The 13,089-nt window shown below is 69.5% G+C and carries 11 protein-coding genes; 1 reads left to right on the top strand and 10 read right to left on the bottom strand.

Annotated elements, in window-relative coordinates:
* Positions 1-7: 7 nt before the first annotated feature.
* Positions 8-946: a choline ABC transporter substrate-binding protein gene (locus tag VK98_RS01280; protein ID WP_048412301.1), complete on the bottom strand. Its 939-nt coding sequence runs from the start codon at positions 944-946 to the stop codon at positions 8-10.
* Here VK98_RS01280 and VK98_RS23565 point away from each other — a divergent pair.
* Positions 927-1,166: a hypothetical protein gene (locus tag VK98_RS23565; RefSeq protein WP_156187722.1), complete on the top strand. Its 240-nt coding sequence runs from the start codon at positions 927-929 to the stop codon at positions 1,164-1,166. The genes VK98_RS01280 and VK98_RS23565 overlap by 20 nt on opposite strands.
* 8 nt (positions 1,167-1,174) lie before the next feature.
* On the opposite strand, the gene VK98_RS01275 is transcribed toward VK98_RS23565, so the two are convergent.
* The 9 genes from VK98_RS01275 to VK98_RS01235 all read right to left on the bottom strand — a co-directional run bounded on the left by VK98_RS01275 (position 1,175) and on the right by VK98_RS01235 (position 13,079).
* A complete protein-coding gene (locus tag VK98_RS01275) occupies positions 1,175-2,161 on the bottom strand; it encodes a GlxA family transcriptional regulator (RefSeq protein WP_048412300.1) in 987 nt (328 codons plus the stop codon).
* Positions 2,162-2,343: 182 nt separating this feature from the next.
* A complete protein-coding gene (locus VK98_RS01270; protein ID WP_048412299.1) occupies positions 2,344-3,207 on the bottom strand; it encodes a proline/glycine betaine ABC transporter permease in 864 nt (287 codons plus the stop codon).
* Positions 3,208-3,287: 80 nt separating this feature from the next.
* Positions 3,288-4,334 carry a glycine betaine/L-proline ABC transporter ATP-binding protein gene (locus tag VK98_RS01265; RefSeq protein WP_048412298.1) on the bottom strand — a complete coding sequence of 349 codons (1,047 nt, stop codon included), beginning with the start codon at positions 4,332-4,334 and terminating at the stop codon, positions 3,288-3,290.
* Positions 4,335-4,804: 470 nt separating this feature from the next.
* Entirely contained in the window at positions 4,805-5,926 is a 1,122-nt protein-coding gene (locus VK98_RS01260; protein WP_231589185.1) for a hybrid-cluster NAD(P)-dependent oxidoreductase, read from the bottom strand.
* A 1-nt stretch (position 5,927) separates the two neighbouring features.
* Positions 5,928-7,193, bottom strand: a complete 1,266-nt coding sequence (locus VK98_RS01255) for an aromatic ring-hydroxylating dioxygenase subunit alpha (RefSeq protein ID WP_048412297.1) — start codon at positions 7,191-7,193, stop codon at positions 5,928-5,930.
* 25 nt (positions 7,194-7,218) lie between these two features.
* Entirely contained in the window at positions 7,219-7,989 is a 771-nt protein-coding gene (locus VK98_RS01250; protein ID WP_048412296.1) for a hypothetical protein, read from the bottom strand.
* Positions 7,986-9,089, bottom strand: coding sequence for an electron transfer flavoprotein subunit alpha/FixB family protein (locus VK98_RS01245; protein ID WP_048412295.1), 1,104 nt, complete (start codon positions 9,087-9,089; stop codon positions 7,986-7,988). The genes VK98_RS01250 and VK98_RS01245 overlap by 4 nt, the downstream gene beginning before the upstream one ends.
* Positions 9,086-11,017 carry a DUF3483 domain-containing protein gene (locus VK98_RS01240; RefSeq protein ID WP_048412294.1) on the bottom strand — a complete coding sequence of 644 codons (1,932 nt, stop codon included), beginning with the start codon at positions 11,015-11,017 and terminating at the stop codon, positions 9,086-9,088. Before VK98_RS01240 ends, VK98_RS01245 begins: the two co-directional genes overlap by 4 nt.
* A 1-nt stretch (position 11,018) precedes the next feature.
* A complete protein-coding gene (locus tag VK98_RS01235; RefSeq protein ID WP_048412293.1) occupies positions 11,019-13,079 on the bottom strand; it encodes an NADH:flavin oxidoreductase in 2,061 nt (686 codons plus the stop codon).
* Between the last annotated feature and the right edge of the window lie 10 nt (positions 13,080-13,089).

Here is a 13,089-nt window from a genome sequence, read left to right as displayed (position 1 = left end):
CAGGTTCTCAGCGCGCCAGCGCCTGGCCGACGACGCTCAGCCCCGGCCGGCCATCGAAAGTGTTGACCCCTGCCAGCCAGCCGGCCAGCGCGGCCGGATTCTTTTTCAGGTAATCCCGCGCCGCGGTCTCCGGCCTGATCTTGTCCATGATCGGCCCCATCACCCGGTTCTCCATATCGGTGCTGAAGCGCAGATTGCGCAGCAGCCGGCCGACATTGGGACAGCGCGCCTCGTAATCCGGCGGCACCGCGGTAAACACCTTCGCCGCGCCGAAATTGGGTCCGAACACCGCGTCGCCGCCGGACAGATAGCGCAGCTTGTGCCTGACGTTCATCGGATGCGGCTCCCAAGCCAGGAACACCATCCACTTTTTCTGACGCACCGCGCGTTCCAGTTCGGCCAGCATGCCGGCCTCGCTGGATTCCACCAGCCTGAAGCCGCCCAGCCCGTACTGCCGCGCGCGGATCATGCCGTCTATCAGCCGATTGCCGTCGTTGCCGGCTTCGATGCCGTAGATCTTGCCGTCCAGCTGCGCCTTGAAGCGGGCGATGTCCTTGAAATCGCGCAGGCCGGCGGCGGCGACGTAGTCCGGCACCGCCAGCGTGTACTTGGCCCCGGTCAGATTGGGCTCGGCCAGCACCTTGACCTGGCCCGCCTTGAGGAAGGGCTCGATCAGCGGCGTCATCGACGGGTTCCAATACCCCAGGAAGACGTCGATCTGCTTGCTCTTGAGGCCGGAAAACGCGATGGGCACCGAGGCGATGGTGGTGACCGGGCGATAGCCCAAGGCCTCCAGCACCACGCTGGCCAGCCCGGTGGTGACGGCGATGTCGGTCCAGCCCACGTCGACGAAACGCACATTGCGGCATGCGGCCGGCTCCTGGGCCAGCGCGCCGCCGCAGGCGGCCAGCAACAGCGCCGCGAACATGGCTTTGATTCTGTTCATGCATTCACTCCCCGGCAGCGAAGATGGCGAAAATCCGCGCGGCGGCCGCTGCCGCGCCGCGATGCGGCCGACCGTCGACAAGGCCTTAGAGCCTGTTCAAAATCTTGCGAGCAAGAGCGAGACAAGGCGAAAACGGCTGAGAAAGCGGAATGTACACGTGGTACATGAGCATTTCGAAGGGGTTTTCAACGCCGTATCGCCGCAGCGCAGCAGATTATGAACAGACTCTTAGGCGATCGCGCCCGCCGCCACCAGATATTGCTGTCGCTCGCGGCTGGGCGGGTAGCCGAACAGCCCGCGATAGGACTTGGAAAAATGCGAGGAGGACAGGAAGCCGCAGGCCACGGTGACCTCCATCACGCTCATATTGGTTTGCAACAGCAGTTCCCGCGCCCGGCGCAGGCGGAGATCCAGGTAGTACTGCGCCGGCGTGGTGCTCAGATAGCGCTTGAACAGCCGCTCCAGATGGCGCAGCGACACCCCCAGCTCCGCCGCCAGATGTTCCAGCGAGCGCGGGTTCTCGATATTGCTCTCCATCGACAGCGCGGCGTCCAGCAAGGCCTCGTGTCCGGTGCCGATGCGCGCCAGCAGCGGGATGTGCTGGCGGTCGCCGTCGTCGCGCAGCCGGTCCACGATGAATTGCACCGAGACATCGGCCGCCAGGCTCTTGCCGCCCTTGTGGCGGATCAGATGGCACATGAAGTCCAGCGGCGCGGTGCCGCCGCTACAGGTGAAGCGGTCCCGGTCCAGCACGAACAGGTCCGAGGTGAACTGGGTGCGGGGAAACTCCTCGCTGATGGACAGCAGGTTTTCCCAGTGGATGGCGCATCGGTAGCCGTTCAGCACCCCGGCCCGGGCCAGCGCGAAGGTGCCGGTGCAGATGGCGCCCAAGGGCACGCCCTGGGCGGCGAAGCGGCGGATCAGCGACTGCACCTTGTCGGTGGCCGCGTCGCGCACCTGGCAACCGCCGCAGACGATGAGCATGTCGTACTGCTGCGGACTGCCCGGCACCGCCACCGGCGACAGGCTCAGGCCGTTGCTGGCGCTGACCGGCTCGCCGTCCGCCGACAGCAGGCTCCAGCGGTACAATTTCTTGCGCGACAGGTAGTTGGCCATGCGCAGCGGCTCCACCGCGTTGGAGAACGCGATCATGGAGAATTGATCGAGCAGCAAAAAGGCGATATGCGACAACGAGGCGATCTGTTGCGGTCCCATCACGACCTCCAGGGTGTGCGTTGCAAGGAGTGTTGCCGGCTCCCAAGCTGCTCGCGGCCTGCCGCGCGCGGTGGAGCCTGATACGGTGAGTACGCCTTCGGAACTGCTCATGTGCCACTTGATCGAAGCCGCTTTCTCGGCGGTTCTTATCTCTCTCCGCTCGCGAACTGGCGAACAGGCTCTCAGCCGTCGGCCTCGGCGCCCGCCGCCGGCGCGCGGCCGAAGCTTTCGGTGATCCGGTCCAGGATGATGGCCAGCAGCACCACCGCCAGCCCGCTCTCGAAGCCCAGGCCCACGTCCAGCCGCTGGATGCTGGCCAAGACATCGTTGCCCAGGCCGCCGGCGCCCACCATGGACGCGATGATCACCATGGACAGCGCCATCATGATGGTCTGGTTGACGCCCGCCATGATGGACGGCAGCGCGATGGGCAGCTGCACCTTGAACAGCAGCTGCCAGGAGGTGCAGCCAAACGCGTTGCCGGCCTCCACCTGTTCCTTGTTCACTTGGCGGATGCCCAGGCTGGTCAGCCGCACCGCCGGCGGCACCGCGAACACCACGGTGGCCAGAATGCCCGGCACCCGCCCCAGTCCGAAGAACATTGCCGCGGGAATCAGATAAACGAAAGCCGGCATGGTCTGCATGAAGTCCAGCGCCGGACGCACCAAGGCGTTGACCAGCCGCCGGCGCGCGCAGCAGATGCCCACCGGCACCCCCAGCAGCAGGCTGACGCAGGTGGCGGACAAGGTCAGCGCCAGCGTGGAGACGGTCTGGCTCCAGAAGCCGGTGGCCCAGATCAGGCCCAGCGCGGCGCAGACGAAGACGGCGAACTTCCAGCCCAGCCGCCACAGGCCGACGCCGGCGAACAGGCCGGCCAGCGCCAGCGGCGGCACGCCCAGCAACAGCGCCTCCACCTGGGTGGCGAACCAGTCGATGCCGCCGCCGATGGCGTCGAAGGCGCCGGCGTTGTTTTCCAGCAGAAAGTGGATGATCTGGTTGACCCAGCTGCCTATCGGCAGCGGAGTCTGGGGACTGATCTCGGCCATGCGGCGTGTTCCTCGTCTCGCCGGACGCGCCCGGAACCGCGAAGGCCGTTCCGCCTCCGTGGCCGCGGCGCCCCTTGGGTTCAGTGATGGGCGGCCGCGCTCAGGCGGTGCTGGGACAGCTTGTTGAGCACGCTGCTGGGCGTGATCACCCCCAGACAGCGGCCGTCGTCGTCGCGCACCAGCAAGGGCTCGGTCTGGCCCAATAGCCGCTGCAACACGTCGGACAGGCTACAGGACGGCGCCACGTGCGGCGCGCCGTCGACGCGCGACGGCGACGCGGCTTCGATCAGGTCCTTGGCCTGCAGATAGCGCGAGGTGTCCACGCTCTTGAAGAAGTCGCGCACGTAATCGTCGGCCGGACGTTCGATGATTTCGCGCGGGCTGCCCACTTGCACCAGCCGGCCGCCCTCCATGATGGCGATGCGGCTGCCTATGCGCAGCGCCTCTTCCAGATCATGGGAAACGAAGACGATGGTGCGGCGCTGCTCGCGCTGCAATTGCAGCAGCAGGTCCTGCATCTCGGCGCGCTTGAGCGGATCCAGCGCCGAGAACGCCTCGTCCATCAGCATCAGCGAGGGGTTGACCGCCAGCGCGCGCACCAGGCCCACGCGCTGCTGCATGCCGCCGGAGAGTTCGTACGGGTGTTTGCCGGCAAACGGCGCCAGCCCCACTTGCTCCAGCACTTCCAGCGCCCGCGCCTCGCGCGCCTTGCGCGCGACGCCGGCGATTTCCAGGCCGAAGGCGGCGTTGTCCAACACCGTCCGGTGCGGCATCAGCGCAAAGCTCTGGAACACCATGCTCATGTCGCGGCGGCGCAGCGCCACCAGCTGCCTGGGCGTCAGCCGGGTCAGATCCTGGCCGTCCAGCAGGATTTGGCCGGCGCTCGGTTCCAGCAGACGGTTGATCAGGCGGATCAGCGTGGACTTACCGGAGCCGGACAAGCCCATCAGCACGAAGATTTCGCCGGCCTGCACCGAAAAGGACACGTCGTTGACGCCCACCACCGCCCCGGTGCGCCGGAACACTTCGTCCTTGCGTTCCCCGGCCCGCAGCAGGCGCATCACTTCCGCCGTCTTGCCGCCGAATACCTTGTAGAGATTCCTGACCTCGATCTTGCCCGACTGCATCCCTGTCTCCTTCGGCGCGGCCGCTGACGCGGCGACGGTGGATAAAGCGACGAATGTTTAATGTAAATCAAGGTTCACGATAGGAAGTAAGGGCTGCGCCAAATAACGGTATTCCGACAACAAGCCGTCTGAATCCGACATCCGCCCGCAAAACCAGCCGCTGCGGGCCTCATCGCCCGCTTTCATCGCCGCCGCGGTCCTTGCGGCGGCCGACAGTGTCGTAAAAAAACCGCAATCCGCCGCCCGCTGCGCAAAAAGCAAACGCCTGCCGCGGCCGGAGCGGGCAGGCGTGGAAGCGGAGCGGCGGCGAACGCGTTCTCTACGCCTCGCCAAAGTCTCGCGAGCGGGAGCGGAGTCAGATGAAAACCGCGGAGGAGGCGAAACGTAGTCGTGGCAGATAGCGTTTCGAAGCCTGACTCTCCGCGCCAGGCTCCACGACGCGCAGCAGATCGTAAACAGGTTCTCAGGGCCTAGCGGTCGATCACCAAATCGCTCAACGGCAAGCTGCAGCAAGGCAGGAAATAGCCCTGCTCCACTTCGCGCGGCCGGATGCCGCCCTGATGCCGCATGTCCACCCGCCCCTCCAGCAGGCGAGTCTTGCAGCTGCCGCACACACCGCGGGTGCAGGAGGACGGCAGCCGCATGCCCTGGGCCAGCGCCGCCGCCAACACCGTCTGCCCCGGCGCCACCGCCAACTCGTCCCCCATTTTGGCGAAACGAACCTTGAAGCCGCCGCCCTCGGCGCCGACCGGCGGCGTCCGCGCCGGCTGGTCCGGCTGCGCGGCGCCGAGTTCGGCGAAGCTGAAGCTTTCCTCGTGATAGCGGGCCATATCGAAACCGCACTGGCGCAACAGCTCGCGCACCGCGGCCATATAGGGCGCGGGGCCGCAGCAGAACACCTGGCGCGCGTGCAGGTCCGGCGCCAGGCGTTCGATCAGCGCCCGATCCAGCCGGCCGATCAGGCCGGCCCAGTCCGGCTCGCCCGTCCTGTGCTCGCAAATCACCGCCTGGCGGAAGCCGGGGTGGGCGCTGGCCAGCAGGCTCAGCTCCTTGCGGAACACGATGTCGCGCGGCGAGCGGGCGCTGTGCACGAACAGGATGTCGGCGTCGGCGGCCAGATCGGTCAACGCCCGGCTCATCGACATCAGCGGGGTGATGCCGCTGCCGGCGGACAAAAAAAGATACGGCGCGCCGGCGTGGCGCGCATAGCTGAATTCGCCGGCAGGCCCCAGCGCCCGCAGCGTCATCCCCGGCCGCAAATGCTCGTGCAGCCAGCCGGAGACGACGCCGCCGGGAATGCGCTTGACGGTGATGGACACCCGGTCCGGCCGGGTGGGCGTGGACGACAGCGTATAGCAGCGGTTGACCGCGACGCCGGCGATGTCCAGCTCCAGCGTGAGGAACTGGCCGGGCTGGTAGTGGAAACGACGCGGCGGCTCGGCGCGGAACACGAAGGTTTTCACGTCATGGGTTTCTTCCCGCGTCTGCACGCAGACGAGCGCGCTGTCTTCGCCGGCCCGCCACAGCGGCGGGTCGGCGGGCATTGGCCGATAATCCGGCTGGCCGGCCGGCTGCACATGGTCCGTGCTCACGTTATCCTCGCTCCAGGCCATGGCCCAGCCGCTGCACATACCAGTCGGTGAATTTTTCCACCAGCGCTTCGGTGTACGGCGAGTAAGGCCCGGGGCGATAAGCGGAACCGTTGACGCCGCGCTGCGACTCCTCCACCAGCCGGCGGTCCTGCAGATTGGTGGCCCGCCACACTCGGGTGAGGTTGTCCACCTCGTAGTCCACGCCCTCGACCGCGTCCTTGTGCACCAGCCAGCTGGTGCGCACCAGCGTGCTTTCCGCCGACAGCGGCAAGGCGGCGAAAGTAACGATGTGGTCGGCCATGAAATGGTGCCAGGAGTTGGGCTGGGTCCAGAACGACAGGCCGCCGGACGCCGGGTCGCGCAGCTCGCCCAGCAGCTTGCGGCAAGCCGCGCCGGTGTCCACGGTCTGGGACTGGCCCTTGCGGTCCAGCGGCATGCGCATGGCGCGATAGCCGGACGTCTCGGACAGGCGGTCGATTTCGGCCGACGGCAGCCCGCCGGCCTCCCAGCGCGCGTGGCTATCGGCGACGACGCGCTGGTAATCGGCCAGCCCGGCCGCCTGTTCCGCTCTGGGCGCGAAGCCGTAGCTATAGGCGTACAGCGAGACGGTCAGCTCCGGATGGTTGCTGGTGCAGTGATAGCACTCGCGGTTGTTCTCCATGGTCAGCTTCCAGTTGCCGGCCTCGACGATGTCCACCTGGGCCGCCACCTTGCAGTCGTCGATGCGGTGCGGCGCGAGATAAGGCGCCATCCGGCCCATCATCTCGTCGATGTCCTCCGGCGGCTGTTCGGCCAGACAGATGAACAGCAGCCCTTCCAGGTTTTTCAGCGCCACCGGCTTGAGGCTGTGATGCGAGGGGTCGAAACCGTCCGCCATGTGGTCGGCGAAGATCAGCCGGCCGGACAGATCGTAAGTCCATTGATGATAGGGGCAGACCAGATTGCCCACCGAGCCCTGGCGCTCGGCGCACAGCCGCGAGCCGCGGTGGCGGCAGACATTGTGAAAGGCCCGGACGGCCATGTCGTCGTCGCGCAGGATCAGGATGGGGTCGCGGCCCAGTTCCACGGTCAGGTAGTCGCCCGGCTCCGGTATTTCCGCGCTGACGCCGACGTAAATCCAGTGACGGCGGAAGATGTATTCGAGGTCGGCTTCGAACACCTGCGGCGAATGGTAGAACGGCGCCTCCAGGCTGAAGCCGGGTCGGCGGCGGGCCAGCAGTTCGCGCAGCGGGGCCGCGGAAGGAACGGAAATGACGCTGTGGGACATGTATCTCACCTCCAAGGCGGGCCGCTCAAAAATCGACGAGCTGATGTTGCCGCAGGTAATCCAGCACCGCTTGCGCTTTCTCGACGGAATCCCCCTGTTTTACGACGCGCCCGCCGCCGCCGGCCTCGCCGGCGATCGCCCCCAGCAGACGCTCCAGGCCGCTGCCGCGCTGCGCCGCCAGCGCCCGCGCGCGCCGCGCCGGCTCCAGCCTGGGCGCGGGCATGGGCGCCCCTGCCGCCGTCCGCCGCGTCAGCACGCCGCGCTGCAGGCCGGCCCAGGACCAGCGCGGCTCTGCGCCGTCCGGCCTGACGCTGGCCAGCAAGGGCGCCTGCGCCGCCAGCCGCCGCCGCCGGCCCTTGGCCAGGCCCTGCAGCGCCCGCCACTCCCCGTCCGCCTCGCTCAGTTCCAGCACCCCGGGCAGCAAGGGACGGTCCAGGCCTTCCGCCAGCAGATAGGGCAGCAGCGCCGACGCCTCGCCGCCGCCGGAGCGCTCGCCGCACAGAATCAGTTCGAAGCCGCCCAGGGCGGCGATCAGCGCCGGCGTCGGGTCGCTGTCCGCCGGCAAGTCCAGCACGGTGATGGCCGCCGCGCCCTGGGCCAGGTAGTCGGCCAGCGCGTCCTTGTCCGCGGCCCCGGCGTGCAGCACGACGAAGGCGCGGCCCAGGCGGCGCGCCAGCGCCAGCGCGGCCAGGTCGCCTGCGCCGGCGCAGGGCCGTCCGCTGACCGGATGCGCCGCCGGCGCCACCAACACCGCCGTTTTCGCTTCCGCGCCGGCGGCAAAGACTGTCTGGCTCATGAGCGCGCCTCCTTGCCTTCTCGCTCCAGCAAGGCCTGCAAGGCGTGGATGAAGGACTGGCAGTCGTCGATGACGCTCAGGTCCGCCCGTTTGACCATGGGCGCGGCCGCGTCCAGATTGACCGCGATCACGTGGCGACAGGCCTTGATGCCTTGCAAGTGCTGCACTGCGCCGGAGATGCCCAGCGCCAGATAGGCGCTGGCCTGCACGCTGCGGCCGGTGGCGCCCACTTGCTGCTCGCGGCGGAAGCGCCCGTCGTCCACCGCCACCCGCGACGCGCCCACCGCCGCGCCCATGGTTGCCGCCAGCCGCAGGAAGGCCGGCACGTCGCTGACCCCGTTGCCGGCGGCCAGAATCAGGTCCGCCTCCTCCAGCGCCAGCTGCGAGGCCGGGCTGACGACGCTGCCCAGGTCCCTCACCCGCTCCGCCGCCGCCTCCGCCGCGCCGGCCTGCCGGCGTCCCAGCCCGACGAAGGGCAGCCGGGCATCGGCGACGCCGCGCGCCAGCAACAGCGCCTCGGCGGGGGCGTGCACGCTGAAGCCCGCGCCCGGCCGGCGGCGGCGCGCGCCGTCGGCGGCGATTTCCACGATGTCGGTCAACACCGACAAGCGCTCGCGGCAGGCGAAGCGCCGGCCCAGGTCGGCGTCGTCGCCGCGGTCGGCGAACAGGATGTGACGCGGCGTTTCTTGCCGCCACAGCCGCCGCAGCAAGGCCAGCTTGGCCTCCGGCGCGAAGCCCGGGTCGGCCGGCGTCAGCGCGCGGTCCAGCGCCAGTTCGGCCAGTTCGGCGTCGGCGCAGCCGTCCATGCCGAACAAGACCGCCAGCACCTCCTCCCGCGGACCGGCCAACAGGGCGGCGGCGGCGATGGCCTCGCGCGCCGCCTCGTCCAGCTGGCCGCGTTCGGCGTGCGCCACCACCAGCACCCGGCCGTCGAACGGCCCGGCGCTGCGCAAGGGCTTGGCCGCCGCCATGCTTGCCGCGGGCGGCGCGTCGCGCCGGCCGCCGTCCTCGCCCAGCACGATGCGCTTGAGCCCGCCCGGCGAGCGCACCCAGGGCCGGCGCGGGTCCACCCGCGGCGCGGTTTGCGTCCTGCTCTTCATACCACCTCCCTCTCGACCGCGCCTTGCCCTTGCGCCGGCTCATGGCCGGCGTCCAGCAGGCGCTCCGCCACCAGTTCCGCCAATTCCACCACCTCCGCCCGCGCGCCGCCGACGCCTTCCAGCATCGCGGTGCAATTGGGACAGGCCACCGCCACGCGGTCGGCGCCGGCGGCGCGGACATCGTCCATGCGCATGTCCGGCACGCGGCGCGCCCCGGGAATATCGGTGAAGGCCGCGCCGCCGCCCCAGCCGCAACAGCGGGCGTCGCGGCCGGAACGCTCCATCTCCAGCACCTGGATGCCGATGCCGGCCAAAACGCGGCGCGGCGCGTCGTAAGCGTCGTTGTAGCGGCCGAGATAACAGGGATCGTGATAGCTCAGCGGCGCGGCCGAGGCGCGGGGCCGCACCCTGATCGCCCGCGTCTCCAGCAGTTGCGCCAGCAGCCGGCTGTGGTGCCAGACTTCGTAACGGCCGCCCAGCGCCGGATATTCATTGGCCAGGCAATGGAAGACATGCGGGTCCGGCGTGACGATGCGGGCGAAGCGATAGCGGGCCAGCGTGGCGATATTGGCTTGCGCCAGCCGCTGAAAACCGGCCTCGTCGCCCAGCCGGCGCGCCAGGTCGCCGCAGTCGCGCTCGGCCTCGCCCAGCGCCGCCACGCGCAGGCCGGCGGCCTTGAGCACGGTCAGCAAGGCGCGCAAGGCGCGCTGATAGCGCATGTCGAACGCGCCCTCGCCCGCCAGCAGCAGCCAATCGACGGCCTCGCCCTCGCGCAGCAAGGGCAGATCCAGATCCGCCGCCCAGTGGTAGCGGGCGCGCAGCGGATGGCCGCCGACGGTGTCGGTATGGCGCAGATTGGCCAGCGCCGCCGCGCCCTTGCCCGGCAGCTCGCCGCGCGCCAGGGTCAGATGCCGACGCAGATCGATCACCGCGTCGACGTGCTCGATCAGCATCGGGCAGCTTTCCACGCAGGCGCGGCAGGTGGTGCAGGACCACAAGGTGTCCGCCGCCAGCGCGCCGCCGACGATGTCCCGGTCCGCGCTCGCGGCCGCGGCCGCCGGCCGGCCCGGATGCGGGCTGCCGGCGTAGGCCGGGCCGCCGCCGCCCATCGCCGCCACCAAATCCTGGATCAGGCGCTTGGGGTTCAGCGGCTGGCCGGCGGCGAAGGCCGGACAGACGGCTTCGCACTTGCCGCATTGCACGCAGGCGTCGAAGGACAGCAGGCGGTTCCAGGCGAAATCGGCCGCCCGCGCCGCGCCCAGCTCGCCGGCGGCCAGGTTCAAGGGCTTCAGGTCGGCGGACTTGCCGGCGAAGCGCTCGGCGCGCGGGTGGAAGGCCAGGTGCAGCAAGCCGGCCACCGCGTGCTTCATCGGCCGGCCCAGGCCTATGCCCAGCGCCAGCTCCGCGCCGCCCAGCGTCAGCAGCAGCAGAGCGACCGCGGCCAGCCCTTGCCCGGCGGCGCTCAGCCAGAGCTCGCCGCCGGCCAGCGCCGCGGCCAGCAGCGCGCCCGAGGCGAAACAGGCCAGCAAGGCCGGCAATTGCTGCCACGCGCCCTGCGACAGCCGGGCCGGCGACGGGCGGCGGCGGGCGCGCATCAGCGCCGCGCCGGCCAGCATCAGCGCCGCCGCCGTCGCCAGCAGCAGATCCAGCCAGCGCTGGTGCAGCAACAGACCGTAATTGAGCGCGATCAGCAGCAGCGCCGCCGTTCCGCCGCCGGCCGCCGCCACGTGGGCGCGCGCCGCGGCCGGATCGCGGGCCACCACTCGGTGCAGATCGACGAAGTAGCGCCTGGGCGCGGCCAGCAGGCCGAGCCAGGACGCCGGCGCGGCGCGCCCCCGCCGCCACAGCCGCGCGCGCCGGAGCAGCCCGGCGGCCAGCAACAAGGCGCCCAGCCAGAACAGGCCGCTGAGAAGATGGGGAAAGCTCATGTCAGAAATCCTTGACCAGCCGCAGCGCGTCGTAGAGCGCGCCGTGGATATTGTGCATGGACACGCAATCGCCTACGCGGAACAGCAGGAACTCCCCGTCCTCCAGCGGCCAGTCCAGGCAGGGTTGCGGCTCGGCGGCGAACAGCGCCCGCACATCGGTCTGGCCGCGGTTCCTGGCCAGCGGCTTCAGTTGCCGGTACAAGGCGTCGTCGGGCAGCACGCCGTTGTCTATCACCACCAGGTCCACTTCCCGCTCTTCCAGCGCCTCGGTGTATTCATTGCGCAGCACGGCGATTTTCTTGTCGCCCTCGGCGTACACCCCTTCCAGCCAGACATTGGGGCTGGGAATGATGCCTTGCGCGTACAGCCGCCGGTAGAAGATGGGAAAGGTGGTGCCGCCGGTGTCCTCGCCCACTTTCACCTCCGGGGTGGCGATTTCCACCAGGCTGCCGCGGCTGGCCAGATAGTCGGCGACGCCGAAGCCGGCGTGGCCGCCCAGCGCGTCGTAGACCAGCACCTTGCCGGCCGGCTCCACCTGGCCGGACAGAATGTCCCAGCTGCTGACGGCCAGCCCCTCGGCCACGCCCCAGGCCGGCACCTGGCCGGTGTGCGGACGGCCGCCGGTGGCCAGCACCACGATGTCCGGCCGCTGGTCCATGATCATGGAGCGGTCCGCCGCCGCGCCCAGCCTGCGGTCCACCCCCAGACGCTGGATTTCCATGTCCAGCCAACGCACGATGCCGGCCATCTGTTCGCGCTGCGGCGCCCGGGCCGCCAGCAGGATCTGGCCGCCCACCTGCGGCTGGCGCTCGAACAGCACCACCTCGTGGCCGCGCTCGCGCGCCACCCGCGCCGCCTCCAGACCGGCCGGCCCGGCGCCCACCACCACGACCCGGCGCTGCCGCGGCGCCGGGGCGATGAGATGCGGCATGCTGGCCTCGCGGCTGGTGGCGGCGTTCTGGATGCACAGCACGTCCTGGCCGTAGTACTGGCGGTCTATGCAGTAGTTGGCGCCCACGCACTGGCGGATCTGGTCCTCCCTGCCGTCGCGGATCTTGATCACCAGGTGCGGATCGGCCATGTGGGCGCGGGTCATGCCCACCATGTCCACCATGCCGGCGGCCAGGATGCGCTCCGCCTGCACCGGGTCGCGGATGCTCTGCGCGTGCATCACCGGCACGCTGGACACCGCCTTGATGCCGGCGGCCAGGTGCACGAAAGGCTCCGGCGGCAAGGCCATAGGCGGCATGCAGTTGGCCAGGCTGTTGTGGGTGTCCGCGCCGGAGCCTATCACCGACAGGTAGTCGATCAATCCGGTTTCGGACATGCGGGCGGCGATCTCCTTGAGCATGTCGTGGCTGAGGCCGTCTTCGTGGAATTCGTCGCCGCACATGCGCAGGCCGACGCAGAAGTCCGCGCCCACCTCGGCGCGCACCGCCTGCAGCACCTCCATGCCGAAGCGCAGCCGGTTTTCCAGGCTGCCGCCCCATTCGTCGTCGCGCTGATTGGTGCGCGGGCTCCAGAACTGGTCGATCAGGTGCTGGTGGGCGGCGGCGATCTCGACGCCGTCCAGGCCGGCGGCCTTGACCCGCCGCGCCGCCAGCGCGAAATCGGCGATCACGCGGCGGATGTCCTCCACTTCCATGATCTTGGCGTTGCCGCGGTGCACCGGTTCGCGCACGCCCGAGGGGCTGAGCAGGTGCGGCCAGTGTTCGCCCTGGTAGCTGGAGCGCCGCCCCATATGGGTGGCCTGGATCATGATCTTGGCGCCGTGGCGGTGCATGGCCTCGGCCAGCCGCGCCAGCGGCTCGATCACCGCGTCGCTGGCCAGGTTCACCGATTTCCACCAGCTCTGCGGGCTGTCGATGGACACCGGGCTGGAGCCGCCGCAAATCGCCAACCCCAGCCCGCCCTTGGCTTTTTCCTCGTAATAGCGGATGTAGCGCTCCCCCGGCAGGCCGCCGGTTTCGGCGTAGACCTCGGCGTGGGCGGTGCTGACGATGCGGTTGCGCAAGGTCAGCCGGTTCAGGGTGATGGGTTCGAACAAGTGGGGGTAAGACATGGCCGGCTCC

This window comes from Chromobacterium sp. LK11 (assembly GCF_001043705.1).
GTDB classification, from domain to species: domain Bacteria; phylum Pseudomonadota; class Gammaproteobacteria; order Burkholderiales; family Chromobacteriaceae; genus Chromobacterium; species Chromobacterium alkanivorans.
This window is presented reverse-complemented; position numbering and strand designations above follow the sequence as displayed.